Annotated in this window: 25 protein-coding genes; 6 read left to right on the top strand and 19 right to left on the bottom strand. The window is 47.5% G+C overall.

Annotated features, from left to right (window positions below; all coding sequences use genetic code 11):
• Positions 1-192 precede the first annotated feature (192 nt).
• Complete coding sequence (locus tag CWB99_RS03265; RefSeq protein ID WP_138552471.1) at positions 193-954, top strand: response regulator; 762 nt, start codon at positions 193-195, stop codon at positions 952-954.
• On the opposite strand, the gene CWB99_RS03270 is transcribed toward CWB99_RS03265, so the two are convergent.
• Positions 951-1304, bottom strand: a complete 354-nt coding sequence (locus tag CWB99_RS03270; protein WP_138552470.1) for a hypothetical protein — start codon at positions 1302-1304, stop codon at positions 951-953. The genes CWB99_RS03265 and CWB99_RS03270 overlap by 4 nt on opposite strands.
• Before the next feature lie 150 nt (positions 1305-1454).
• Between CWB99_RS03270 and tsaA the strand changes: the two genes are divergently transcribed.
• From tsaA to CWB99_RS03285, 3 genes are all read left to right on the top strand, one after another.
• Positions 1455-2165: a tRNA (N6-threonylcarbamoyladenosine(37)-N6)-methyltransferase TrmO gene (gene tsaA, locus CWB99_RS03275; RefSeq protein ID WP_138552469.1), complete on the top strand. Its 711-nt coding sequence runs from the start codon at positions 1455-1457 to the stop codon at positions 2163-2165.
• Between the two features lie 158 nt (positions 2166-2323).
• On the top strand, positions 2324-4048 hold the full coding sequence (locus tag CWB99_RS03280) for a proline--tRNA ligase (protein ID WP_138552468.1): 1725 nt from the start codon (positions 2324-2326) through the stop codon (positions 4046-4048).
• A 131-nt stretch (positions 4049-4179) separates the two neighbouring features.
• Positions 4180-4980: a UDP-2,3-diacylglucosamine diphosphatase gene (locus CWB99_RS03285; RefSeq protein ID WP_138552467.1), complete on the top strand. Its 801-nt coding sequence runs from the start codon at positions 4180-4182 to the stop codon at positions 4978-4980.
• Between the two features lie 41 nt (positions 4981-5021).
• Here CWB99_RS03285 and CWB99_RS03290 read toward each other — a convergent pair whose 3' ends face one another.
• Genes CWB99_RS03290 through CWB99_RS03300 form a run of 3 tightly spaced genes read right to left on the bottom strand, consistent with a single transcriptional unit; the run spans position 5022 to position 7826 of the window.
• Complete coding sequence (locus CWB99_RS03290; RefSeq protein ID WP_138552466.1) at positions 5022-6230, bottom strand: ABC transporter permease; 1209 nt, start codon at positions 6228-6230, stop codon at positions 5022-5024.
• Positions 6223-7008 (bottom strand): ATP-binding cassette domain-containing protein, encoded by a 786-nt coding sequence (locus CWB99_RS03295; protein WP_138552465.1) that lies wholly within the window; start codon positions 7006-7008, stop codon positions 6223-6225. The genes CWB99_RS03290 and CWB99_RS03295 overlap by 8 nt, the downstream gene beginning before the upstream one ends.
• Positions 7005-7826: a DUF3025 domain-containing protein gene (locus CWB99_RS03300; protein WP_138552464.1), complete on the bottom strand. Its 822-nt coding sequence runs from the start codon at positions 7824-7826 to the stop codon at positions 7005-7007. The genes CWB99_RS03295 and CWB99_RS03300 overlap by 4 nt, the downstream gene beginning before the upstream one ends.
• Before the next feature lie 184 nt (positions 7827-8010).
• On the opposite strand from CWB99_RS03300, the gene CWB99_RS03305 reads away from it, so the two are divergent.
• Positions 8011-9642, top strand: coding sequence for a M28 family metallopeptidase (locus CWB99_RS03305; RefSeq protein WP_138552463.1), 1632 nt, complete (start codon positions 8011-8013; stop codon positions 9640-9642).
• 71 nt (positions 9643-9713) lie between these two features.
• Positions 9714-10877 carry a putative manganese transporter gene (locus tag CWB99_RS03310; protein WP_138552462.1) on the top strand — a complete coding sequence of 388 codons (1164 nt, stop codon included), beginning with the start codon at positions 9714-9716 and terminating at the stop codon, positions 10875-10877.
• 68 nt (positions 10878-10945) lie between these two features.
• On the opposite strand, the gene CWB99_RS03315 is transcribed toward CWB99_RS03310, so the two are convergent.
• The 15 genes from CWB99_RS03315 to astE all read right to left on the bottom strand — a co-directional run bounded on the left by CWB99_RS03315 (position 10946) and on the right by astE (position 24513).
• Complete coding sequence (locus CWB99_RS03315; RefSeq protein WP_138552461.1) at positions 10946-11473, bottom strand: DUF3833 domain-containing protein; 528 nt, start codon at positions 11471-11473, stop codon at positions 10946-10948.
• 6 nt (positions 11474-11479) lie between these two features.
• Positions 11480-12055, bottom strand: coding sequence for a chalcone isomerase family protein (locus CWB99_RS03320; protein WP_138552460.1), 576 nt, complete (start codon positions 12053-12055; stop codon positions 11480-11482).
• Positions 12048-12560, bottom strand: coding sequence for a DUF2878 domain-containing protein (locus CWB99_RS03325; RefSeq protein ID WP_171045246.1), 513 nt, complete (start codon positions 12558-12560; stop codon positions 12048-12050). The genes CWB99_RS03320 and CWB99_RS03325 overlap by 8 nt, the downstream gene beginning before the upstream one ends.
• Positions 12538-13815, bottom strand: a complete 1278-nt coding sequence (locus CWB99_RS03330) for an SAM-dependent methyltransferase (RefSeq protein WP_138552458.1) — start codon at positions 13813-13815, stop codon at positions 12538-12540. The genes CWB99_RS03325 and CWB99_RS03330 overlap by 23 nt, the downstream gene beginning before the upstream one ends.
• 3 nt (positions 13816-13818) lie before the next feature.
• Entirely contained in the window at positions 13819-14628 is an 810-nt protein-coding gene (locus tag CWB99_RS03335; RefSeq protein ID WP_138552457.1) for a DUF1365 domain-containing protein, read from the bottom strand.
• The gene (locus CWB99_RS03340) at positions 14628-15881 is read right to left on the bottom strand and encodes an NAD(P)/FAD-dependent oxidoreductase (RefSeq protein ID WP_138552456.1); all 1254 of its coding nucleotides are present in this window, start codon (positions 15879-15881) and stop codon (positions 14628-14630) included. Before CWB99_RS03340 ends, CWB99_RS03335 begins: the two co-directional genes overlap by 1 nt.
• Positions 15878-16603 carry an SDR family NAD(P)-dependent oxidoreductase gene (locus CWB99_RS03345; protein WP_138552455.1) on the bottom strand — a complete coding sequence of 242 codons (726 nt, stop codon included), beginning with the start codon at positions 16601-16603 and terminating at the stop codon, positions 15878-15880. The genes CWB99_RS03340 and CWB99_RS03345 overlap by 4 nt, the downstream gene beginning before the upstream one ends.
• Positions 16588-17073 carry a nuclear transport factor 2 family protein gene (locus CWB99_RS03350; RefSeq protein ID WP_138552454.1) on the bottom strand — a complete coding sequence of 162 codons (486 nt, stop codon included), beginning with the start codon at positions 17071-17073 and terminating at the stop codon, positions 16588-16590. Before CWB99_RS03350 ends, CWB99_RS03345 begins: the two co-directional genes overlap by 16 nt.
• A gap of 249 nt (positions 17074-17322) precedes the next feature.
• Positions 17323-17973 (bottom strand): ChrR family anti-sigma-E factor, encoded by a 651-nt coding sequence (locus tag CWB99_RS03355; RefSeq protein ID WP_138552453.1) that lies wholly within the window; start codon positions 17971-17973, stop codon positions 17323-17325.
• Positions 17966-18625 (bottom strand): sigma-70 family RNA polymerase sigma factor, encoded by a 660-nt coding sequence (locus tag CWB99_RS03360; protein ID WP_052713104.1) that lies wholly within the window; start codon positions 18623-18625, stop codon positions 17966-17968. The genes CWB99_RS03355 and CWB99_RS03360 overlap by 8 nt, the downstream gene beginning before the upstream one ends.
• A 104-nt stretch (positions 18626-18729) precedes the next feature.
• Positions 18730-19305, bottom strand: a complete 576-nt coding sequence (locus CWB99_RS03365) for an LON peptidase substrate-binding domain-containing protein (RefSeq protein WP_138552452.1) — start codon at positions 19303-19305, stop codon at positions 18730-18732.
• 176 nt (positions 19306-19481) lie between these two features.
• Positions 19482-21032, bottom strand: a complete 1551-nt coding sequence (locus tag CWB99_RS03370) for a dihydrolipoyllysine-residue acetyltransferase (RefSeq protein WP_138552451.1) — start codon at positions 21030-21032, stop codon at positions 19482-19484.
• Positions 21033-21042: 10 nt separating this feature from the next.
• Positions 21043-22020: an alpha-ketoacid dehydrogenase subunit beta gene (locus CWB99_RS03375; RefSeq protein WP_046004494.1), complete on the bottom strand. Its 978-nt coding sequence runs from the start codon at positions 22018-22020 to the stop codon at positions 21043-21045.
• Positions 22020-23237, bottom strand: a complete 1218-nt coding sequence (locus tag CWB99_RS03380; RefSeq protein ID WP_125717483.1) for a thiamine pyrophosphate-dependent dehydrogenase E1 component subunit alpha — start codon at positions 23235-23237, stop codon at positions 22020-22022. Before CWB99_RS03380 ends, CWB99_RS03375 begins: the two co-directional genes overlap by 1 nt.
• 244 nt (positions 23238-23481) lie before the next feature.
• Complete coding sequence (astE, locus tag CWB99_RS03385) at positions 23482-24513, bottom strand: succinylglutamate desuccinylase (RefSeq protein WP_138552450.1); 1032 nt, start codon at positions 24511-24513, stop codon at positions 23482-23484.
• Positions 24514-24669: the final 156 nt, after the last annotated feature.

Raw genomic sequence — 24669 nt, forward strand, 5'->3', positions numbered from 1 at the left:
GAGGGCCTTGTGAGCAACTGTAACTTTGTGCGCCATATCACAACAGTTATTCACATTTCGGGTAACTTCTTGTATTTAAGTCACTCACTTTGGAACGGTTTAAATTTATCCAATCTAGCTCTTACCAGCTGGTAAGAGCTGTGCTATGATTGCCGCCGACTTAAATTATGGTCAAATAAAGAGCAAATAGTAGTGAGAAATGTCCGGTTTTTAGTGGTTGACGATTGTACCGCAGTGCGCAATGTCGTACGCAATATCATAAAGACACGTTTGGGGTCAGATCAGGTGATCATGGCAACTAATGGCAAGCAAGCACTTCAGATCCTCGAGTCAAAACCCATCGACATTATTATTTCTGACTGGCAAATGCCTGAAATGAATGGCGAAGAGCTGCTCTACCGGGTCCGTAATAGCGCCAAATTTAAAGACCTGCCTTTTATCATGATGACCTCGAACGGTGAGCGCGATTTTGTGATCACCGCGATTAAAAATGGCGTTAGCCACTTTGTCGTCAAACCGTTTAGGGCAGAAAAACTTGAAGCTGCGGTAAATAAATCCTGGAATGGTGCTTGTAAACGTAACTCGGTGCGCCATTCTGCCTTGCCATCACACGCATTGCGTATTGTTGCATCCGACGCCCTGCTTGAGGCCAAGGTAAATAACATCAGCCACACCGGTATGCAGGTTTATTCAGATTATGTGGACGCGCTTAAACTATACAAAACCACCGAATTCAACCTGAGCTTTGACAACTTTAACGGCTCTCACGCTTTGAGTATTTCCCCTTTGTATGGGTCGATTGTGCGTATAGAAGCAAACGAGGGTCCTGAGCAAGATTGTTTGCTGGGCGTGCGCTTTGAGCTGGATAAATGCAGCGAGCAGGTTCGTAAGAACCTGGACAAACTGATGATACACCTGGATAACGCAGCCCCGGACGTTGTAGATAATAATTAGATAGCTTGCCTGGCCAGCTCGAACATTGTTGTATTTGTTTGCCTGATAAGCTCGTGGCGCGGCATATCACATTGCGACATGACTTTACTCACAACCAGCTCGATTTCGCATTGCAGTGCCGAATTGAGTTGAGTAGCCCGGACCGTCCCATCTCCTACTCCTGCAAATAATGGTTGTAAAAACACACGACGTTTACAGAGCTGCTCCACGACTAAAGGCATGACCGGAGACTGCTCGGTAAAAACCCGACGGCAAATACTACTGACCAGACGACTGTATGTCGGCTCCATCATATTGGAGACAAGGCGACCTTTTTGCTCAGACTGCGGAGCACTTTCTATACTAAACATTTTCAAACCAATACATTATGTAATAACCCGATCCTAGCTACAAACAGCAAACTGGGGAATTACACAGGATTACAGCTCAGAGTCAGTTCCATTTGTTACTACGCTTTTAGATCGCTACAATACGCGCAAATTTACTAGCCGGAATATTGTGTGCACTTCGATATACAGCCCATTGGTGTGATCCATTCACCCTACAAACAAAAGTTTGCCATTCCAAGACAACCTCGCCTGGTACCAGAAGCCAAAGCTAAGCTGGTATTCTGTGCAGACTTTAACCGAGAAGAGTTTGTACGCGGTATTGAGGAGTTTAGCCACCTGTGGTTGTTATTCCGCTTTCACGAGACCGCCGACAAAGGGTATTCTGCTTTGGTACGACCGCCAAGGTTAGGCGGGAATGCGCGCAAAGGCGTATTCGCGACCCGCGCCACCTTCAGACCAAATGGCATTGGTATGAGTGCCGTAAAGCTTGAAGGTGTTGAGTACAAAAATGGTCAACTCGCACTACTGTTATCTGGAATAGACTTACTCGACGGCACGCCGATTGTCGATATTAAACCCTATTTGCCCTATTCAGATGCCCTAACAGATGCTGCCGCGGGTTTTGCAGACACCCGCCCTGAGACGCAAATGACGGTCACCTTTAGTGAACAGGCCGAAGATTTTATCTCTAAACAGGGCGATTACCCGAATTTAAGGGACTTTATTAGTAACGTGCTCAAACAAGACCCTCGCCCTGCATATAAGAAAAAACAGGAAAATCCGCAAAACTATGGCATGAACCTGTATGACTTTAATATTCGCTGGCAAGTAGATGGCGAACACAATCATGTGCTTGAAGTGGCCCAGGCGGAGTCGGATTGAACAAAAATCCCTCAGCCACCTGAACTGTCGCTTTTTACGCGATAAATAAAGCTTTTTAAGCGGTTTTAGCACTGTTAAACTAACCCGACAAAAATACTACAACAACGTATGACTACTTGGGCCGAGGCCTGAGTAATCATCAATTGAACGGAACAAGTATGCGTACCAGTCAATATATTTTAGCGACTCAAAAAGAGACGCCTGCAGATGCAGAAGTGATCAGCCATCAGCTGATGTTACGCGCGGGCATGATCCGCAAATTAGCCTCCGGTTTATACACTTGGTTACCTTCCGGCCTGAAAGTACTGCGTAAAGTAGAAAAAATCGTCCGTGAAGAAATGGACAAAGCCGGCGCCATTGAAATGCTGATGCCCATCATTCAGCCCGCCGATTTATGGCAAGAATCGGGTCGTTGGGAGCAATTTGGTCCTGAGCTACTGCGTATCAATGACAGACACAATCGTCCGTTCGCACTGGGTCCGACCCACGAAGAAGTGATCACTGATCTGGTACGTCGCGAAGTCAGCAGCTACAAACAACTGCCACTAACCTTATACCAGGTTCAAACCAAAGTACGTGACGAAGTACGCCCTCGTTTTGGTGTAATGCGTGCCCGTGAATTCACCATGAAAGATGCTTATTCTTTCCACCTGGATGAAGCGTGTCTGGAAAATACCTATCAGGTAATGCATCAGGCCTACTGTAATATCTTTGAACGCCTGGGCCTGGATTACCGCCCGGTTATCGCAGATACAGGCTCTATCGGTGGTAGTGTGTCGCATGAGTTCCACGTCTTGGCTGAATCGGGTGAAGATGCCATCGCTTTCAGCACTGAAAGTGATTATGCCGCTAACATCGAAAAGGCCGAAGCCGTTGCGCCCTCTGAGTCTCGCCCTGAGCCTTCGAAAGAACTGAATACTTTCGATACGCCTGAAGCAAACACCATTGCCGAGCTTAAAGAAAAGCACGGTGTTAAACCACATCGTGGCGTGAAGACTCTGATAGTCTACGGCGCGCCGGACGAAGACGATAAGCGTGGCCTGGTTGCGCTTATTCTGCGTGGCGATCACGAGTTGAATGAGCTTAAAGCTGAGAAACTACCTCTGGTTGATTCGCCGCTGGAAATGGCCAAAGAAGAAGACATAGTTGCAGCCATTGGCGCTAAGCCTGGTTCACTGGGCCCGGTTGGTCTGAGCATGCCTGTTATCGTCGATCGCAGCGCTGCTGTCATGGCAGACTTCGTTGCAGGTGCGAACAAAAATGGCGTTCACTACAGCGGTATTAACTGGGATCGTGATGTTACAGACTATACGGTTGCAGATCTGCGCAATGTAGTTGAAGGCGATCCAAGTCCGTGTGGTAAAGGCACGCTGCAGATCAAACGTGGTATTGAAGTTGGTCACATTTTCCAGCTAGGCACTAAGTACTCAGAAGCCATGAGTGCTGGCGTACTAGGTGAAAGTGGTAAAAACCAGGTCATGACCATGGGCTGTTACGGTATTGGTGTTTCGCGTATCGTTGCAGCTGCCATCGAGCAGAATAATGACGATTACGGTATTAAGTGGCCACAGGCCATTGCGCCGTTTGAGCTGGCTATCGTACCAATGAATATGCATAAATCGCATCGCATCCCGGATATTGCACAGAAGTTTTATACTGACCTGCAAGCGGCTGGTGTTGAAGTACTATTCGACGATCGTAAAGAGCGTCCGGGTGTGATGTTTAACGACATGGAGCTATTGGGCGTGCCATTTACACTGGTGATCGGCGAGCGTAACCTGGATAACAATCAGGTTGAGCTTAAAAACCGTCGTACTGGTGAAAAACTGATGCTGGACATTGACTCTGCGGTAGCTGAGATCGCCAAAGCATTGGGTAAATAACCCCTTCTCCGGCAGAGCACACTAAGCTGTGCTCTGCTTTATCCTCACTGTCACAATAGCTTCTCTTAACTGCCCTGTTTTTGTCATCCCTCGTCTCTAACTTAGGGTTTATTACGCTCGAGAGTATGGCTATGACACAAACCTACTATCCAACAATTTGGATCTCTGATGTACACCTGGGCTATAAAGACTGCAAAGCCGAGTTTTTGCTGGACTTTCTGAACAGCACACGTTGCGACACCCTATATCTTGTCGGTGATATCGTAGACCTGTGGTCACTCAAAAGGCAGTTTTTCTGGCACTCCAGTCATTACCAGGTACTCGAATGTATTCAACGCAAGGCAGAAAATGGCACTAAAGTCATTTACATTCCCGGTAATCACGATGAAACTTTTCGCAATTACGTAGGTAAAACCCTGTTTCATGTTGAAGTACACAAAACCTATATTCATACCACATCAGCGGGCAAACAATTTTTGTTATTACATGGTGATGATTTTGACTCAGCAACCCGCTATAACAAGCTGATCAGCATCATAGGCGATGCAGCCTATGATTTCTTGCTGTTTCTTAACCGCTGGACCAATCGAGTGCGCAGGCTTTATGGCGGGCACTATTGGTCTTTGGCTTCGTGGTTAAAAAACCGGGTTCATAAAGCCCGTGAAGCAATCCATGCTTTTGAACAAGCAGCGGTGCACGAAGCAAAAAAACGTGGTGTTGATGGCATTATTTGCGGTCACATACATCAACCTAGAATTGCTGTCATGGATGGTATCGTGTACTGCAATGATGGCGACTGGATAGAAAACTGTACTGCGCTGGTAGAAAATGAACAAGGCCGAATTGAATTACTGCATTGGTCTGACATTAAGAAGGTGTTGACCGTGGTCGAGCCTGAAGCTGCCTCCCCTGAGGATGTCAAGGCAGCCTGAATTACCGCATGAGGTAGCATGGCGTTAACCATGCTACTAATTTATCTGAATAATACGGATTCGCGACTGAACCAGCGTACACAGCAACCCAACAGAGCCGCAGCGAGCAGAGTTGAAGCTAAGAAGATCAAAGCCACCGCCTGGTAATCAACCGTCCCTTTAACAATTTCCTTGATGGCCAGCGCCACATTAGTGATTGGGATCCAAGCGGTTTTAGCATTTAATGTCATATTCGGCAAGACGGAAACCACAATAGGCACAAACACTAACATGCTCAGCGGTCCCATGTAATTTTGCGCCTCTTTAAAGCTGCGAGCATAAATGGAAATCGCCAGTACCAGAGACGACAGCATCATGGCAACGGGTAATAACAGGGCAAAAATCAGCAGAAAATCCCACTGTGTGACACTCGAAAATGCACTCAGAATAGGATCCAATGTACCAAACCCACTGGCAATCCCAATCCAGATGGCCATGCTAGACACAGTGACCAAGGCACAGGCAATAGAGCTAATAAGAATGGTCAGAAACTTGCCCAGCACCAATTGAGTGCGAGTCAGCGGTGTCAGTAGTAAGGTTTCCAGCGTACCGCGCTCTTTCTCACCAGCACCCAGATCAATTGCCGGGTAACTGGCGCCCATCAATACCAGCGGGATCAGCATGTAGGGAATAAACGCACCGATTTTCTCACCAATGTTTTCGCGCCTGTCAGCCGTGTCCACCTTTTCCATTATTACAGGTTTAAGTACAGCCGCTTGTTTATTCGCTTCAACACCCAGTTCAGTGAGAGCCTGCTCTGTCAGTTTGGCCGAATACTCGTCAATGGCCTTTTTTATCCGGCCATAAATAAAATTAATAGACTGCGCATCATTAAAGACCACCTGAAACCGGGTTTGTTCACCCTGAGTCAACTGTTCCTGGGGAATTGACGGAATGTAGATCCCCACGTCAATAATACCTCTTCTGACAGCATCACTGAGTGCGTCAACACTGTCGAGCTTAGTATCGCCCTCATAGCGTTTAAAACTGCGATGATAGAACAAGGTCTCGGCGAAAGGACGGGCAAAGTCCTCGTTAACCACATAAAACGTATGAACCTTTTGCTCTGCCTCTAAGGCTGCCTTGGAAGTCAGAAAAGCGACAAAAGCTAATAAAACAGGGAAGATAACGATGGGAAGCGCAATCACAAAAAACAATGTTTTGCGGTCTCTTAGTAATTCACGCAGCTCCTTGATCATGACCTCAAACATATTGCTCTCCCTGAATGATAGTTAAAAACGCCTGATTGAGTTCGCCGTTTTGCCCCTGCTCGCGAAAAGCGGTTAGGCTGCCTTCAAAACAGCTGATGCCTTTGTCAATCACACACACCCGATCACATAACATATCGATTTCATCAAGGTGATGCGTAGAGAATATGACCGGCGTGCCCTGCTCTTTTAGTTGCCTGATAAAAGACAGTAACGTTTGCTTGGTCATAATATCCAGACCGGTTGTTGGCTCGTCCAGAATGACCACCTGTGGGTCATGAACTACCGCACGAGCAATGCTGGTTTTCTGTTTCATACCGGTAGATAAGCTGTCTGAACGCTTATCCAAAAACGAAGTCATATCCAGTGTTTCGAACAATAGTTCACAGCGGGCCTTTAACTCTTTGCCTCTAAGGCCATGTAATCTGGCAAAGTACTCGACATTTTCTTTTGCACTCAGGCGCCCATACAAGCCGGTAGTGCCAGACAAAAAGCCGATATGACGCCTGCCATGTAGCGGGTTTTTGACGATATCTTGCCCGGCGACAATGATGGCCCCGCTGTCAGGAGACAGTGCCGTGGACAGCAACCTGAGCGTGGTTGTTTTACCAGCCCCATTAGGGCCGAGTAACCCCAATACTTCCCCTTTTTGACACTGAAACGACACAGATTCAACCGAATGAAAGTAACCGTCTCTTTCTCTGGGGTCGTCACCGGTTTTATTTTTGTTATGCTCCCTGCTGAGCTTAAAGCGTTTTTTTAAACCCTCAACCTGTATCACTGTGTGTCCTTTTTTGCTGCCGGTAGTCGTTTGGGGCGGAAATAATCGGTATCGCTATAAAAAGCCAGGTCCTGCTGACCCTGATGCCATTGGGGTATCCCAAGTAACGGTAAAGGTGACATGTGCTTATTGTTGTCCAGCAACCCCTGACGTTCTATCATATCGACCAGTTTCTGGTCTAAATGACGATACTGAAGCTTTAAAGGCAAGTGATAAAAAGCTTCATCTACTTCGATGCATATGACCTTGCCTGTAAGACCAATAAAAGGTTTGGTCAGCATTTCGTAGTTTGCATGACCAAATACAAAGGGTAGCAGGTTGTGATGCCACATCGCGCTGTATTCATAAAATACTTCCTGCCACTGGTGGCCGCGTAATGCCGTTTGCCAGCTAATATCAGGTACCGCCAATACCACGCCGCATTCGTCGAATAATGTCAGCGCATTGCGCTTTTTACTACGCTGCTTCAGGCCATGTTCGCCGATTTCCTGCATATGCAAACGATTCAGCAAAGACTTCGTTTGTGGAAACAGGCACCAGATAAGGGCACCAAAAAAATCATGCCAGTTATTTTCGCGGGTGGGAATACGATTTGTCTGAGCAATGATCTCTTCGTAATACAGAATTTCGCCTTCCAGTTCACTGTTGGGTGTAAATACCACATCCCGATTGTGCTGCTGATCTTTTTGGCCATTCAGCCAGTCAAATGACGGCCAGTCAGTGTGGTGGCTGAGCGAAAATAGCTCTTCTAAATGTTCAAATGGTGCCTGACTGAACAGGTCTGCATGCCAGTGCTCTGGCGCGGTGAATTTATTCATATTGCCGATATGTCTTTCTCAGGCAGTGTTCAAAGCTGGCATTTTACCTCACCCGAACCCAATACCCCAAGCCTACTTTGTTTAGTAAACCGCCAATTTCGTCAATTATCGCCAAAAGTCGAAATATCAGTGTAAAAAACGTTATACTAGCGGCATATAACAACAAGCGAAGATAAATAACACTATGAAACTAAAACTAGCGCTAAGCGCACTGTCTGTTGCTGTGTTAGCTGGCTGTATGGCAACACAAACCAATCAGCCTGGCGATGTAACCGCCGCTTATAACAGCATCAATGCCGACCAACTGGCTACCCACATTAAGACTCTGGCCTCTGACGAGTTTGGTGGTCGTGCCCCTTCCACCAAAGGCGAAGAACTGACTCTGGCCTATCTGAAAAAGCATTTCACCGAGTTGGGTTTCCAACCTGGCAATGGTGACAGCTTCTTCCAGGAAGTCCCTTTGGTATCTATCGAAGCCGACCCTAACATGACGCTAAGTATTGGTGGTAAAGACTACGAATATAAAAAAGACATGGTAATGGGCACAGGCCGTATCAGTAAATTAGAGTCGATTAAAGATTCTGAACTGGTGTTTGTCGGTTATGGTGTCAATGCACCTGAATATGGCTGGAACGATTACGAAGGTCTGGATGTACGTGGCAAAACTGTGGTCATGCTGGTAAACGACCCGGGCTTTGCACGTAAAGACCCTGCTTTGTTCACAGGTGAGGCCATGACTTACTATGGTCGCTGGACTTACAAATATGAAGAAGCAAGCCGTCAGGGCGCTGCAGGTGCTATTATCGTTCACGAAACCGCACCAGCCTCTTACCCTTGGAGCGTCGTTGAGAATTCGTGGAGTGGTCCTCAGTTTGGCTTCCAGAAAGAAAACAACAACATGGACCGCGTCGCTGTTGAGGGCTGGGTAACCAGTGATGTTGCCAAAGAGCTGTTTGCAAAAGCTGGCCTGGACTTTGCCGAGGCTAAAGAAAAAGCCGCTGCTGGTGCATACCATGTCGACATGGGCGATTTAACAGCGTCTGTTACTGTAAAAAGTAAGATCAGCACTTCAACGTCTTATAACTTCATCGCGACTTTGCCTGGCGCAAAGCACAGTGACGAGCACATCATCTATTCAGCTCACTGGGATCACTTAGGCACAGATCCTAACCGCAAAGGCGATAAAATTTATAACGGTGCTCACGACAATGCAACCGGCACAGGTGGCATGATCGAAGTAGCTGAAGCGTTCAGCAAGCTGCCCGTTAAACCAGACCGTTCAGTCACGTTCCTGGCTGTTACCGCCGAAGAACAAGGCCTGCTGGGCTCAAAGTTCTACGCCGCAAACCCGGTTATTCCAGCCGATAAAACGGTTGCCAACATCAACATGGACAGCCTTAACTTGCTGGGTAAAGTAAAAGACATCAGCGTCGTGGGTATTGGTAAATCATCACTGGACGAAATGCTGGAAACCGCAGCGCAAGCACAAGACCGCGTTGTCTCTGGCGATCCACGCCCAGCTGCTGGCGGCTACTACCGCTCTGATCACTTTGCCTTTGCCAACATGGGTGTTCCGGCCATGTATGCCGGTGGTGGTACAGAAGCGCGTGACGAAGCCACAGCACAATACCGTAAGCGCATGAGCTTAGTGCTACGTGGCTGCTATCACCAACCTTGTGATCGCTACCGTGATGAGTGGGACTTAAGCGGTGCCGTACAGGATCTTCAGTTATTCTTCCAGGTTGGCTACGACATTTCTCAGCAGAGCGACTGGCCTACGTGGAAAGCAACCTCTGAGTTCCAACGCAACAAATAAATACAAATGATATTGATTTTCATTTAATATCATTCTAAAGTGCAACTGTGTTTTCAATCGGTTGCACTTTTATGCTCTCACAATCCTATTCTGTAACAACCAGAAGCAGATCCGCACTCTCCTCCTTGCTGGCTAACAAACGATTGTTACTGCCATTTTTGCTCTGCCTGGCTGTCGCCTTTGAGCCTCTGCGCGCCCTTACTATCGCAACACTCGCCGACGCATTTTTTCAGGTAAGTGTGTTTGTTGCAGTTACACTGGCAATCTATTATTTTTTAATCGACAGATTACCTCAACTGGAACTCAGTTACCTGAAAGCCAAGTCCCCTGTACTGGAAATTGCAATGGCAGCGGTGCTGGGTGCACTGCCGGGCTGCGGCGGCGCAATCATAGTGGTCACGCAGTTTACCAAAGGACAGGCAAGCTTTGCTTCTGTGGTTGCTGTACTAACGGCCACCATGGGGGATGCTGCTTTTTTACTCTTGGCAAAACAACCTCTCGAAGGGTTGATAATTATCGCTTTAGGTATCGCTGTAGGCATTGCCAGTGGTTTGACTGTAAACTTGCTCCATAAGCCTGAGTTTTGCCAGCCAAACTTGCAAAGCAAAAACGCCATACAATGCAAAGCACCTTCTGCTGCCATTCGCTTTAGTGAGCCAGTCTGGCGCTGGGCGCTTATACCCAGTCTAATCATTGCGTTGCTGATTGCGTTTAACACAAACCTGGGCGTCTTCACACAGCCTGTAGAACTTGCTGGCGCTGCCTTAGCCATATTTGCCCTCACTATCTGGGCACTTTCTTCAAAGGGGCAAAGTTACCGCGAAGTCACAGCTGAAGATGATGAACAGGATCCCCCATCCAAACTGGCTAAAGTCATACACGACACCCACTTTGTCACCGCCTGGGTTGTTGCCAGCTTTATGCTCTACGAGCTGTCTGTGGCGCTGTTTGGCCTGGATCTGGCTGCCTGGTTTACTGAATACGCAGTATTTGCCCCCCTTATCGCGGTTGCCATTGGGTTGCTACCTGGCTGTGGGCCACAAATAGTGGTGACCACTCTATACATTCAGGGGATTTTACCTTTCAGTGCACTGGCGGCAAATGCGGTTGCAAACGATGGTGACGCGCTGTTTCCTGCCCTTGCGCTGGCACCAGGGGCGGCTGTTTTGGCAACAGTTTATTCCGCTATACCCGCGCTGCTTGTCGGATATGGCCTGTACTACTTTGCTGTATAGTAAAAGCAAAAGGCCTGCAGACGCAGGCCTTTTTAATTACATGGTGACAAATGAAGCGGTGCTAAAAACTAGATTTCATGTTTTTCGATGATCAGAATCACTTCGCCAACTTTGAAGCCCCATTTGATAATTTCTGTACGATTGAATAATCGTTTTTCGTTGATCAGATACATCCAGTCATCCAGGGTGACTTCCAGTGGCTTGCCCTGATATTGGATCTCCAGTTGATATCGCCAGTACAAAGCAGAGCCAGCTGTTTCGCCTTGCGCAACACCAATAACGTCTCCCGCAGTGCCTTTATAGCGATTATCTGCGGTTTTCTCCAGCTGCCATACTCTCGTCGATTTCTCTCCATCGTCGAATCGAAACCACTCTTTTAACTCGCCTTTATTACCCTGCCAGGTACCAATCAGGTCGGCCTCAAAGCGCCGGGTCAAGTTACCACTGCGGTCCAGCACTATCCCATAAGCTGTCAGCTCTCCCTCAAAGAATTGCTCTAATGCGAGTTCAGGCTTGGTATCACTGTAGTCCGCAATCGTTTTGCTGGTGCAACCACTCAATAGCAACATCAGCACAATAGTCGTTAGTAATTTCATTGTAATTTACCTTTTCCCTATAAGCTGTTTTCTCAGCTTGGGCTCTGTGGTTTTTTCAGATAACCAGATCCCCAAAAATGCAGGGCCAAAAGCACGGTCATTAATCGCACCAAGAAATCGAGCAGATTCTTTAAGTGCAGATTCTGACAGAGATGGTGTCAACGTCTCTGGTGGCGCAGGGCGAAAGTAAAAACGGCTCTGTTGGTCAGCATCAACCACTAAGATCAGTTGATTCCCTTTGCGGATATCAGGCCAAAGTTGACCAAGCTGTCTGAGCCATTGTTCGCGGTTATCCAGCTCAAGTTTTTGTTTTTGCCATTGCTCTCGGGTTGCATCGACCAGCTCTTGCGCCTCAATATCACGCTTGTAGGTCAACTTGAGTACTTGCGGAAACTCTGTTTCCTGATACGTCCCCCCTGATGTATAAAGCGCAGCGGAGTATATGTCCCAAAACAGATATCGCAATTCTGCAGTGCCACTTAGCTCAAGCTTTGGCAGTTGCGTGGCTGTTGATGCACTCGCCTGTACCGATACGAATATGGCCGCTGACACCAATAGCTTTGTGTATGATCGTCTAAACATGTTGGACTCCCGATTGCGTATTCAGGCGTGTATTTAGATAAACCACAAGGGGTAAAACAATCGCCCAAACAACAGCGAACACTAAAAACACATCAATAAGAGACAATGGACTGTTGAGTGCCCCCAACTTGATGCCACCGATATAGCTTAGGGCACCAAAAACCGCGCCTATCATGGCCTGAACGCCCACATTAAAGCGCCCCAGCCAACTAAGGCTGTGATTCAAAGTTAACAGGAAATGCGCCCACAATAACGCTAACCACAGTGGTAGCCAAAGCTGACCACCAACAAAGGAGATAACTCCAAAAGCGGCAAGCGTTTGGTCGGCCACTAACCCCACAGGTAAAATCGTTAAACTGACTACATCTGCTTTTTTGCTAGGTGAAAGTGCAAAATGCAGTGCCATGATAACGACTACTGCGATGACTGCCTGGTGAGTGAACAGTGCACTCAGCCACCAGACAGATTGAAAAATGACAAGATTAATTAACCAGAAATTGCGCATCGTTGACCCCAACATATCTGGGCTTACGGGCAACGAAATGATGCGTGCTGATCACTCGCTCAAGAAAGGCGCCCTCACAATACTGCAAATAAAAGAGCCACAGACGCCTGAAACGCTCGTCGAAACCAAAGGTACGGATCTGTTGCCAGTTTTGCTCGAACTGCAATCGCCAGCGCTTAAGTGTTTGCGCATAATGCAGGCCAATGTCATCGATGTCGCGCACAACCATGTCTGTTTGAGTAGCCAGATGCGCAGACATCACCGCAACTGACGGAAGACACCCACCAGGAAAAATATAGCGTTGAATAAAGTCGACGTTGTTTCGGTAGTGGTCATAGCGCCCATCTGAAATAGTGATAGCCTGAAGTAACATTAAGCCATCGTCTTTTAGCAAACTACTACACTTGGCAAAAAAGCCCGCCATATAACTATGTCCGACCGCTTCTATCATCTCAATAGACACCAGTTTGTCGAATTTACCTTCCAGCAACCGGTAATCCTGCTTCAGCAAAGTAATTTGCGCATCCAGACCGGCCGTTTTAATTCGCTGTGCGGTAAAATCGTGCTGGGCATCTGAGATGGTAGTGGTTGTAACTTTACAGCCGTAATTTTGTGCTGCAAATATGGCCAGTGCGCCCCAGCCAGTGCCAATCTCCAACAGATGGTCTTCAGGGCTCAGTTCAAGCTTGTCACAAATGACCTTCAGTTTGTTGTGCTGGGCCTGCTCAAGCGACTGATCCAACGTCTCAAACACAGCACTGGAGTACATCATGGTTGGATCCAGGAAAGCCTGGTACAAATCGTTGCTCAAATCATAATGGGCAAGGATATTTTGCTTAGAGCCTGATTCGCTGTTGCGGTTGCCAAGGTGAAATACCTTATTTTTAAGCGAAGTAAGCCAAGACATTTTCCCCTCTAGCTCATCTAACTGAGACTGAGCGCAGGCAAATATACGGATCACTTTGGTCAGCTCCGGGGCGTCCCACTTTCCATCGATAAAAGCTTCAGCCGCACCGATCCCCCCCCCTTTGAGCACATCAATATAAAAGCTGGGATCGCTCACGAAGATGGTCGTCTGGAGCCGTGGTTGCATCGCACCCAGTAACACTTTCTCGCTTCCTTCTATGATCTCTAGCCGATCATGCTCGAGATTTTTCAGTAGCTTAAAAATGAACGCTCTGGCTTTATTAATCATCAACTGGTGCCACCAAGATACCGTGGCAGGCTTAGAGATGGTTTGGCTATTTTGTTCCATGTATCACTTCGCTTTATTACAGTTAGAATGCGTTTCAGGGTGCGGTATGAAAGGTACACGCTTCACCCAAAGTTTGAGTGCCTGCCAGTAAATCGCCAGGCATATTTTCAATGTCATAGAGGGCAAACACAGGCCCAGACCCAACAGGCTTTTAACCGACAAAGGTGTTGACTTGAGTGCCATAGTGGCATCAAACAGCTTGTCGTCTTGTAAAGCGCCCTTTTGCTTATACTCATGTTCGGCCGTAGCGTGGTTTTCTATGTGCACAAGTAATCGCCCCGACCCTTGTGCTGGCGGTGCACTAACACGCCACAAATACTGCATATCCAGAGTCATAAATGGCGACACATGAAATACCTTGTCGGTTCTGTGTGCCTGACTGATATCGACCAGATAATAATGTCGCTGATTCCATGGGGTATTGCTTACTTCTGCCAGCATCAGGTTACATTTGCCCTGTTCGTCGTAACAAAAGTACACATTAAGCGGGCTGAAATATAATCCCAGACAACGCCCCTGAACCAGTGCTTTTACGCGACCTCCGGGCCATTGCCCGCCAAGTTCTATGACTTTGTTTTTTATACGTTGTTGCAGTGTGCCAGGATCACCTTTTAGGTAGTCTTGTTGGCAAAAACGAATGGGCCGATACCACTGGGGACCAATGAGTCCTCTACCTTTTTGCACAAAGGTGTTTTCATCCAGATCCAGGCACAGCATATAAAGGCGATAGGAAAAGCCATGAGGCACAGGAGCAAAGCGCCGATGCCTGACCTGGCCTACATATAAGGGCGAACTGTGCTGCGTGTCACTCATTACAGGTCATCCAGGCTAATGCCGAACCGTGCTGCCACATCAACCGCACTGCGCACGCCGTCTTCGTGAAAACCGTTGTACCAATAGGCGCCCGCAAAATGAGTATGCTGAAGTCCACAAATTTCCTTGCGAAGCTGTTGAGCCGCCATACTTTGGGTATTAAACACCGGATGCGCGTATTGATATTGACCGATCACCTTGTCTTCATCGATCGGCTGATTCAGCGTCACACAAAAGGTGCATGGCGCCTCGATACCCTGCAATATGTTCATGTTATATGTCACTGCCGCAGGGCGAGATTCATTGTTGTCGAGCAAGTAGTTCCAGGCAGCCCAGGCTAGACGACGCTTCGGCAGCAATCCCGTATCAGTATGCAAAATCACGCTGTTTTTTGCGTAAGGGATCGCCGACAGCACACTGCGCTCTTCTGCGCTGGCATCGCCGAGCAAGTTGAGCGCCTGATCGCTATGACACGCCAGTACCACCTCATCAAACTCACTGACGGAATCAGCGAAGTGCAGCTGAACACGGCCGTTTTCTCGGGTCACTTTTTTGATGTCTGCATCAAGATGGATATTGGCCTCCAGGCCACTTAACAGCGGCGCAATATACTGCTTGGAGCCACCTGGGATCACATACCACTGGGGCCTGTCGCTGATATTGAGTAAGCCGTGATGATAAAAAAAGCGGACAAAAAATTTGAGCTCGAATTCCTTCATTTTCTGTAAGCTGGTAGACCAGATAGCAGCGCCCATCGGCAAAATATAATGTTCAGCAAAAAATTCGCTGAAGTTTTGCTCGTCAAGAAAACTACCCAGTGTTTCGTTCGCAGAAAAGTCATCATCCGCGAAGCGCTGTTTGGCCGTTTTATTGAAGCGTACGATTTCGCGGATCAGGCGCCAAAATTTAGGGCGAACTAAGTTACGCCGTTGGGCGAACAAGGTATTAAGGTCGTGACCGTTGTATTCCAACCCGGTGTCTTTATTATGCACACTGAAACTCATTTCAGTGGCCTTGCCCTGGATCCCCAGCTTGTCCATTAACTTAATGAAGTTTGGATAAGTTCGGTCGTTATAAACAATAAACCCGGTATCAACCTGATAGGTTTGGCCCTGGTACTCAACCTCTTTTGTGGCAGTGTGGCCACCAAGGCGGTCTCTTTTTTCAAACAAATGTACGTCGTGTTGGGTACTGAGCAAACGTGCACAGACCATACCTGAAACGCCACTACCAATGACGGCTATTTTTTTCATCTTTTTATCCATTTTGCCGCAACATGTCGCCAAACGTTATGCGGCAACCAACCAAAAAATTTAAGCAGGTAGGTAAACCTGCGAGGAAAGTGAATATCAAACTGTTTGTTTTCTACCCCTTGAAAGATACGCTCCGCGGCTTGTTCGCTGGTTATCTGACAAGGCATTGGAAAGTCGTTTTTTTGTGTTAGCGGGGTATCAACAAAGCCGGGGTGTACGACGCTGACCTGAATGCCATTTCCGGCCAAATCCACATCGAGTGTCTTAGCAAGATAGGTAAGTCCCGATTTTGAAGCACCGTAAGCCTCAGCACGAGGTAAAGGCAGGAAACTTGCCGATGAACTGACAAACACCAAAAAGGAAGGGTCACGTAGCTTGCCAAGCCAGGCATCCAGACAGTAGCCGACTGAGATCAGGTTAACGCGGATGATCCGCTCGAACAGTTCAGAATCGAATTGTTTCGCGTCGTCTATGTATTCACAGCCACCGGCGTTAAGGATAATCCCATCCAGGTGTGGCAGTTTGTCTGCCACCTCAAAAATGGCAGCCTTATCATTAAGGTCAAAACATACATGTCGGACTTGTTCAGATTCAGGCAGAACCGATTGAAGTTTTTCTTTACTACGACCACACACATGCACTTTGTAGCCAGCATTAAGATAGCGTCTGGCGAGCGCGAGCCCTATTCCGGAGCTTGCCCCCGTTATCAAAATTTCGGGCATGCCTGTGCTCCTTTGTTGTTTACACCGCTGGTTTGCTCACCAGAAATACGGGCTTTGAGCCAACGTACACCCACTCCCATCAATGGGATATGTTCGTACAGCAAGCTGCCTGCATCGAAGTAATCTCGATGTAGAATCACTTTGCCGTCCTGTATTTTTAGGTAAGAATGGCCTTCTACGCTTATCTCCCGGCCTTTTCCCAACCGGTTATGCCGATAGCGCATGGTCCAGTAAAGCGCGGCCTGGTCGCCTTGCGACAGACTATGGTGAATATCAAACTGACAGCTGATCACATTGCTGTACATATCGGAAAAGTATGTGCTGAGGTTGCTCAGTCCATTAATGCCATGTAGCGGATCGCTAAACTGGATATCAGGGTGATAAATTTCTTCCAGCAAGTGCAAGGTTTCTTTGTCCAGCTTATTGTAAATCCTTACAAAGTTGCTTAGCCAGTCTGGTTGTTCGGTCATTACTTTGTCCTTTTTGATACTATGCCTTGTTATACGGGGTCAGACTGACATCAGATCAAACTCTCTGAGTCTGGGGTAACCTTTTACGCTGATACCGGCTGATATCAGATGGACGCACAAGTTATTCCTAGAACATTAGCAGCTTTTCTGATAAAGCGCTTGAAATCAGCACCCTATAAATGAAAAAAGCACAAAGGCTGGCTTTGTGCTCAAGTCGAAGGAGGAATTAAAATAAGACTTAATGCTGATTTAGTAGATCAACTTACCTATGGGGTTAAACAATTGGCTCAGGCCCTGGCTAAAGTGCAACGCATCGTCGGCAAGTGTAAAGCACAAGCAAGACTCAGTCGCAACAGGTGAATGTTCATGGCTACCATCTAGCATAATAAAGTCGCCCGGAACGTAACTGTCCATTTCATCTTTGAATGTACCGGAAAGCAGTAATGTCAGCTCAAAGCCCTTGTGGGTATGCTGAGGTACACTGCCGCCCTTTTCAATGTGCAACAAACTGGCATGCAGCTTACCGTCGCCCAGATTGAGCCGTGAGCGAGAAAGCTTGCCCAACTTCAACCAACCACTCAATCCAACATTCTGCAGACTGGATGGCAACACAAATTGCTCTCCTTTCACTTCAATTTCAAGAGGTGCAGGAGCAGGCTGGTCTGTAAACTGCGTGTCTTCTGTAATCTGAGCTATTAAATCGTCCCAGTTTTCGTCACCTTGCAGATCCATATCTTCACCAGCAAAGCTATGCGCACAGCTTGCTTCAAACTGACTAGTCAGCAGCTGGCATTGCGGGCACATAGCCACGTGCATACTCACAGCCACACTGAGTGACGCGCACAGTTCTCCCTGAACATAAGATTGAAGAATGTGTTCGGATGGGTGATATTTAATCATGGTGCTCCCCCATATGTGCTTTCAGTTTGCCCAGTGCCAGTCTCAGTCGGGATTTTACGGTGCCCAAAGGTATGCCAAGTTGATTTGCCAGCTCTTCCTGACTCAACTCCTGAAAATAAATGCCTTTCACTACATTTTTTTGTTCTTCAGGTAGCTTTTCTACATACTCTACGAGCTGCCTGTCCAACAAATGATCGGAAAATTCAGCACTGTCATCGCGCTCGTTGCTATGTTGCTGCCAGATGTCCTCACTAAGATTGTCCTCGCGGTTGGTCTGCATCTTTCTCAGCATATCGAAGGACTGATTCCGCACCAGAGTATAAATCCAAGTGGTTACAGCGCCTTTTTCGGCATTAAACAAATGGGCTTTTCGCCACACGTTAGCCATGCTCTCCTGAAGCAGCTCCTGTGCCTGGCTTGCATCGCCAAAGCGTTGGCGACCCAGGTGCAACACCTTGGGTGCAAACCACTTGAATAAACAGGCGAATGCTTTTCTGTCCCTTTGTTTGGCAATGCGGTGCATCCAGTCGCACAACTGCGCCTGTTGCTCGGGACTGAGCAGACGTTGCTCCGAAGTTTGTGTAGCAGCAACGTCTTTCATAACTGACCCCTGTGGCGTTTCGGTACTTTGCTGACGGCTTTTTTCTATCATTAGCTCACATCCATACATAATGGAAGTTTAAAAACGGATTTTTTATTTCTACACACGTTATACGTCGAACAAATAGATTTGGATCACACATGCTGACGAATATATCAGTCGTCCTGACCCGTTAAAATGGTATCAAGGAATTTCAGTGCCTGAGGCAATGTTCCTGGCTCGCAAAAGCCCTCTTTATGCTCCGGAGAAAACGGTAAAATCTCCAAGAAACGTCCGGCTACCCATGCAGCATCTTCAAATCGGGGTTCCGGGTATAACGCAGCCAGTTCGGGGTTTTGTTTGAATATACGCAGCAGCTCATCGCTAATGTGTTGATATCTGGGTGCCAGTTCAGAGCACGACCAGTGTGGTCTTACATCAAAGCGAGCTTGGCGTAATCCGTCAGCGTCCATCCAAACTTCGGTCACATCCAGCAAACCCTTAGAACGTACGTCGATGGTTAGAATATCATCTTGCGCGGAGCCGAAATCAATGATTTCCACCCAACTTGCCCAGGGTGCAGTCTGAAATTCAGTCGCAGACTTGTACAAACTAAGTGCAAAGTGACGCTCATCGCCGGCTTCTTTCACCATGCGCAAATATTTTTGCTCGAAGATCCGCAACCGAGTGACGCCACCAGGCAGGAGAAATACAGGTAGTGGAAAAAGTGCCAATTGCACGCTTTGCATCATAAAATCAGGCCAAACAGTTAAATCTGACTTGTAATACGCATAAGCGATATCCCCGGATCAACGAAAATCCATCTCGCAAAGCCAGTACGTGCTTTTTGGTTTTTTATCGGCGGGAGCATTAAAAAAGGGCCGTAAAGGCCCTTTACAACAAGTAAGAAACTAGCAAAAAGCGATGATTAGCGCATCGCCATCATCATTTTAGCCGGCTCCTCTAAGTAAGACTTCCACAAATTGTTGAATCTTGCAATCGTTCCGCCATCAATAACACGGTGATCGCCAGACCAGCTCACTTGCATAATCGCACGTGATACGACATTGCCCTTATCATCAAAACGTGGCAGATGCTGTAATTTACCCAGTGCAACGATGGCCACTTCTGGCTTGTTGATGATAGGTGTGGCCGTAGTACCGCCGATTGCGCCGATGTTCGAAATTGAGATCGTGCCGCCCTTGAGGTCATTAGGAGAAACTCGTCCCTCACGCGCAGCATCCGTAAGCTGTGTTACCGATTCAGCGACATCTACAATCGATTTGTTCTGACACTGTTTAATGTTTGGTACCAACAACCCAAGCTTGCTGTCGACCGCCATACCGATATTATGGTCGTCAAAGTAAGTGATCTCTGTGCAGTCGTCGTTGACCTGCGAATTAAGAATTGGGAACTCTTTAATCGCCAGTGATAACGCCTTGATAAAGAATGGCATCATTGTGAGTTTAATGCCCTGCTTTGCATACTGATCTTTTAGCGATTTGCGCAATGCGATCAGGTCCGTCAGATCAATCTCATCACTGTAAGTGAAATGCGGAATAGTTGAAACCGACGCGACCATCTGCTTGGCCATCGCAGCTTTCATACCACGGATTGACTCGATACGAGTTCCACCTGATGCTACTGGTGCCGGTGTTGATTGTTCGGTCTGAGCAGGCGTAGTCGACTGAGCGGCCACAGTGCCACCTTGTGCAAAGCGCTCGAGGTCTTCTTTGAATACACGACCGTTTTTACCTGAGCCTGGTACCTGAGTGATGTCGATGTCCATCTCGCGCGCACGGCGTCTGACCGCTGGCGAGGCGACGGCTTTGTCATTCACTTTAGTCGCTGTAGCTGGTTGTGCAGACGGCGCTTTGCTTTCGCTAACAGGCTGTGGCTTGTGGACCGCCAGCTCGTCTTGTTTCGGGCTATGATCGGCACCTAAGCGCATCTGGAATAACGGACTGTGCACCTGCGCAATATCGCCTTTTTGATAATACAGCTTTTCAACCACACCATCGTACTTGGCTGGGATTTGCACCAGAGCTTTGTCTGTCATCACATCACACACAGCCTGATCTTCTTTGATTTCATCGCCTTCTGCGACCAACCACTCGACGATTTCACACTCAACAATGCCTTCACCGATATCCGGCAAAATAAAGTCTTCCAAATGCGCAGCAGATGCAGCTGGCGCTGAACCGCTGTCACTGGCATTACTGGCTGGAGCAGGCGCTTCGCCGGCAACATCCATTGCAAACAAAGGCTCATGAACTTTAGCAATATCGCCTTTTGCATAATGTAATTGGGTGATCACGCCGTTATGTACAGCCGGGATCTGGACCAGTGCCTTATCTGTCATTACATCACAGATAGGCTGATCTTCTTTTACTTCATCACCAACATTCACCAGCCATTCGACCAGTTCACATTCGACGATCCCCTCGCCGATATCCGGTAAAATAAATTCTTTAGACATGATCCGTCCCTTAAAACTCTACTGACTTCTTAATTGCAGCGAATACTTTAAGTGCATCCGGTACATACTCTTTTTCCAGCGCCAGCGGATAAGGTGTATCCAGGCCACAAACACGCTCGATAGGCGATTCAAGATGCAGGAAACACTCTTTCTGGATAGTTGCTGCGATTTCAGCGCCGAAACCATTCGTGATCGGTGCTTCGTGACTGATAACCAGGCGACCGGTTTTAGTTACAGACTTAGCGATGGTCTCAACATCCCAAGGTAAGATTGAGCGCAAGTCAATGACTTCACAACTGATCCCGGCTTCTTCCGCCTTGGCTGCTGCCTGCTCAATGATCTCCATCTGTGCACCCCAGGCAAGTAGTGTCACGTCTTTACCTTCTTTCACTACTTCGGCTTTACCAATTTCAATGGTGTAATCACCCTCAGGCACTTCACCCGTAGACGCGCGATACAAACGCTTTGGTTCAAAGAAAATCACCGGGTTATCGTCTTTGATACATGCGCGTAGCAGGCCCTTCGCCTGATATGGATTACGCGGCACGACCAGCTTCAGACCTGGCGTATGAGCAAAATAAGCTTCGGGTGATTGTGAGTGGTACAGACCACCTGCAATACCACCACCATAAGGTGTGCGAATGGTCAGATTGCCGACATTGAACTCATTACCAGAGCGGTAACGGAACTTGGCCGATTCGTTTACTATCTGGTCGAACGCCGGGAAGATGTAGTCAGCAAACTGGATTTCAGCCAGTGCAGGCGCACCGAAAGCCGCCAAACCATTAGCAAAACCCAGGATCCCCTGTTCAGTCAGTGGCGTGTTAAACACACGGTGTTTACCGTATTTTTCCTGTAATCCTGAAGTGGCACGGAATACACCGCCAAAGTAACCCACATCCTCACCAAAAATACAGGCCTGCGGGTGCTCTGCCATGGTGATGTCTAGCGCCGAATTAATGGCGTGCAGCATGTTCATTTTAGCCATTATTTTATCCTCCCAGCCGTGATTGGATACGCATCCGGATGCTGTTTAATATGCTCTTTAAGTTCTTCGTATTGTTTTTGTAGTGCCGGGATAGGCGTATCGTAAACATCAGAAACAAGCTCTTCCAGTGCCGGTTTTTGAACTTTTTCCGCCACTTTCAGCGCCGCGAGGATCTCTTCACGGATCTTGTCTTTTTGTGCTTCGTCTTCTTCTTCGTTTAGCCAGCCCTGTTTTAGCAACCAGGCCTTGAAACGTGCAACCGGACAGTTTGACTTAAACTCGGCTTCTTCGTCTTTAGTACGGTAGCCCGACGGGTCGTCCGACGTAGAGTGCGCCCCTAAACGATAAGCAATTGATTCGATCAATACCGGCTCGCCTGTCGTTACTGCAATTTCACGGGCCTTTTGCGTTGCCGCATACACCGCTAATGTATCCGCTCCGTCGACACGAATGGTCTTAATGCCGTAGCCGACACCGCGAGAGGCAATACCGTCGCCTTTAAATTGTTCATCAGCTGGCGTAGAGATGGCGTAACCATTGTTACGGGCAAAGAAAAGTACCGGTGCCTTATGCACTGCGGCCATGTTCAAACCTGCGTGGAAGTCACCTTCCGACGCGGCACCTTCCCCAAAGTAACAAATAGTGACGTTGTCAATTTCGCTGCTTAGTTCACCGCTTTGTGCATCGATATGCTTCAATTTCTGGCCGTACGCATAGCCCGTCGCTTGCGGGATCTGTGTGCCCAGTGGCGATGAAATAGTCAGGTAGTGTAATTCATTTGAGCCATAATGAACTGGCATCTGACGACCTTTACCCAAGTCTTTCTCGTTAGAGAACAGCTGGTTCATAAACTGCTCAAGCGAGAATCCACGATAGTGCAGTGCCGCTTGCTCGCGATACTGTGCCATGATCATGTCTTCTTGTTTTAGCGCAGCCGCACTGGCGGTAATCGCAGCCTCTTCACCAAGACACTGCATATAAAAGCTGATCCGACCCTGACGCTGAGCCGCCTGCATACGTTCATCCAGCAGGCGGATAAAACGCATGGTAGAATAAATACGCAACGCCGTGTCTTTGTCTAACTCAGGTGCAGTTGCACCGTCCAAAATCTCACCGTCTTCGCTGAGAATTTTCAGCGTCGGGATGTTAAGCGCATGGCCATCGATAAATTCGAGCGCATGGCTGATATTCAACGATATGTTATTGGGGTTAGTCATAACCTACCTTCTCTTGTTGTCATAACTAATTTGCAACGCCAAAGCCGCTTAAAATGGGCCGGATCCGCGGTTAGAGATTTGAATAATTAGTGCGGTAAATGCAAATTAATTAAATTAAAGCTTTTGCCACTTTACGTTAACGTAAACGGTTATTCAACTAATCCTAGATGAATAACCGTTAATTTGCACATTTTGCGGTGGAAAGTTTTTGATACGCTTTATTAAGCGCTTTATTTACAAAGAGTTATACGAAGTTTTCGTCTACTTCCAGCGGGATCACAGTCAGTAATGCACGCTGACCGAGCGCGACTTTAGCATTCGGGAAAATGATGGCTTCGCCCTCAACTTCTGCAAAGTAGTCCTTATCACCGTCGGTTGCGAGCAATTCACCTTTAGCAAAACCGGTGAAATTTACCGCAGAATCAGGGAATGGGAATGAAAACGCCTCACAGGTGCGGTTTATCGTACGATGCACCTGGAACAACTCGAAATCATTTGCATTAAACTCACCAAATTCGATACTTTTCTGGCTAATTAATGCTTTTAGCGTTTGTTTTACTGCGGTAAAGCGTGACATATCATTCTCGCCAAAAGGTTTCACCTGCCCCAGCTCAACCGTGAAGGCATCAGCACCAAACTGAAACGATGAGAAGTAGCTGAAGGTGGTTGCTGCTGAGCGCATCATCAAAATAGTATTGACGCCACAGGCCAGCATAAATTGCAGTTGTGACTTCTTCCAAGGCTTTCCATGCAGGAATGGATAAACTGCAAATTTCTCGTTTTTGGAGCCACGAATTGCAGTGTGCAGATCATAGTGACAGCGATAACGCCCCTCAGGGACGCTGGTGAAAAAGTCGCGCACATAGCCTTCAAGTTTTGCAGCGCGGATCTGCTCAGGGTTTTCGGTGCGGTTTTCGTGAGCACCGTTGAACAATCGGTTCAGGTTTTCGTCCACAAAACGCTCTGCGATATTGATGGACTTAGGGTTTCCGAATACAAATAACACACGATGTGCCAGTTCAATACGCTCCAGGATCACATCCTGAATAAACTCGTCGCATATTTCGATGGGAGCGGTTTCATTGCCATGCACCGCGCTCGACAACACGATGTCTTTGTTACCATAAGTGGCAGGCGTGAACTGGATAACGCCAGTGTCTTTTACTTCAACCAAAGTGCCGTTGCTCAGCGTAAATTGCTCAGCCGCTAAGGAAAACTCGTTTTTGCGAGTCAGAGTCAGGAAGTCTCCAGTTTGTTTTAACGTATCAAGGTACATACGAACATCACCTTTTGTGAGAGAAATGAGCGTCGCTGAGGAATTATACCAATTTCACTAAATACCTGTTCAATTTGACGGAGCAAATATGACGCTAACGGCGTTGAAAATTTTTCATTTAGAACAACTAAATAACAAAATTTTTGCCTTGTTATC

The organism is Pseudoalteromonas rubra, assembly GCF_005887095.1.
Classification (GTDB): Bacteria; Pseudomonadota; Gammaproteobacteria; order Enterobacterales; family Alteromonadaceae; genus Pseudoalteromonas; species Pseudoalteromonas rubra_E.

Excerpts from the sequence above, each read along its gene's own strand:
- CWB99_RS03340 (WP_138552456.1), bottom strand. The coding sequence starts at position 15,881 with ATGAAAAAAATAGCCGTCATTGGTAGTGGCGTTTCAGGTATGGTCTGT.
- CWB99_RS03290 (WP_138552466.1), bottom strand. The coding sequence starts at position 6,230 with ATGTTTGAGGTCATGATCAAGGAGCTGCGTGAATTACTAAGAGACCGC.
- CWB99_RS03355 (WP_138552453.1), bottom strand. The coding sequence starts at position 17,973 with ATGATTAAATATCACCCATCCGAACACATTCTTCAATCTTATGTTCAG.
- CWB99_RS03320 (WP_138552460.1), bottom strand. The coding sequence starts at position 12,055 with ATGTTTAGACGATCATACACAAAGCTATTGGTGTCAGCGGCCATATTC.
- CWB99_RS03310 (WP_138552462.1), top strand. The coding sequence starts at position 9,714 with ATGCTCTCACAATCCTATTCTGTAACAACCAGAAGCAGATCCGCACTC.
- CWB99_RS03375 (WP_046004494.1), bottom strand. The coding sequence starts at position 22,020 with ATGGCTAAAATGAACATGCTGCACGCCATTAATTCGGCGCTAGACATC.
- CWB99_RS03315 (WP_138552461.1), bottom strand. The coding sequence starts at position 11,473 with ATGAAATTACTAACGACTATTGTGCTGATGTTGCTATTGAGTGGTTGC.
- CWB99_RS03305 (WP_138552463.1), top strand. The coding sequence starts at position 8,011 with ATGAAACTAAAACTAGCGCTAAGCGCACTGTCTGTTGCTGTGTTAGCT.
- CWB99_RS03300 (WP_138552464.1), bottom strand. The coding sequence starts at position 7,826 with ATGAATAAATTCACCGCGCCAGAGCACTGGCATGCAGACCTGTTCAGT.
- CWB99_RS03285 (WP_138552467.1), top strand. The coding sequence starts at position 4,180 with ATGACACAAACCTACTATCCAACAATTTGGATCTCTGATGTACACCTG.
- CWB99_RS03325 (WP_171045246.1), bottom strand. The coding sequence starts at position 12,560 with ATGCGCAATTTCTGGTTAATTAATCTTGTCATTTTTCAATCTGTCTGG.
- CWB99_RS03345 (WP_138552455.1), bottom strand. The coding sequence starts at position 16,603 with ATGCCCGAAATTTTGATAACGGGGGCAAGCTCCGGAATAGGGCTCGCG.
- CWB99_RS03370 (WP_138552451.1), bottom strand. The coding sequence starts at position 21,032 with ATGTCTAAAGAATTTATTTTACCGGATATCGGCGAGGGGATCGTCGAA.
- CWB99_RS03280 (WP_138552468.1), top strand. The coding sequence starts at position 2,324 with ATGCGTACCAGTCAATATATTTTAGCGACTCAAAAAGAGACGCCTGCA.
- CWB99_RS03270 (WP_138552470.1), bottom strand. The coding sequence starts at position 1,304 with ATGTTTAGTATAGAAAGTGCTCCGCAGTCTGAGCAAAAAGGTCGCCTT.
- CWB99_RS03360 (WP_052713104.1), bottom strand. The coding sequence starts at position 18,625 with ATGATAGAAAAAAGCCGTCAGCAAAGTACCGAAACGCCACAGGGGTCA.
- CWB99_RS03350 (WP_138552454.1), bottom strand. The coding sequence starts at position 17,073 with ATGACCGAACAACCAGACTGGCTAAGCAACTTTGTAAGGATTTACAAT.
- CWB99_RS03365 (WP_138552452.1), bottom strand. The coding sequence starts at position 19,305 with ATGATGCAAAGCGTGCAATTGGCACTTTTTCCACTACCTGTATTTCTC.
- CWB99_RS03335 (WP_138552457.1), bottom strand. The coding sequence starts at position 14,628 with ATGAGTGACACGCAGCACAGTTCGCCCTTATATGTAGGCCAGGTCAGG.
- astE (WP_138552450.1), bottom strand. The coding sequence starts at position 24,513 with ATGTACCTTGATACGTTAAAACAAACTGGAGACTTCCTGACTCTGACT.
- CWB99_RS03330 (WP_138552458.1), bottom strand. The coding sequence starts at position 13,815 with ATGGAACAAAATAGCCAAACCATCTCTAAGCCTGCCACGGTATCTTGG.
- CWB99_RS03380 (WP_125717483.1), bottom strand. The coding sequence starts at position 23,237 with ATGACTAACCCCAATAACATATCGTTGAATATCAGCCATGCGCTCGAA.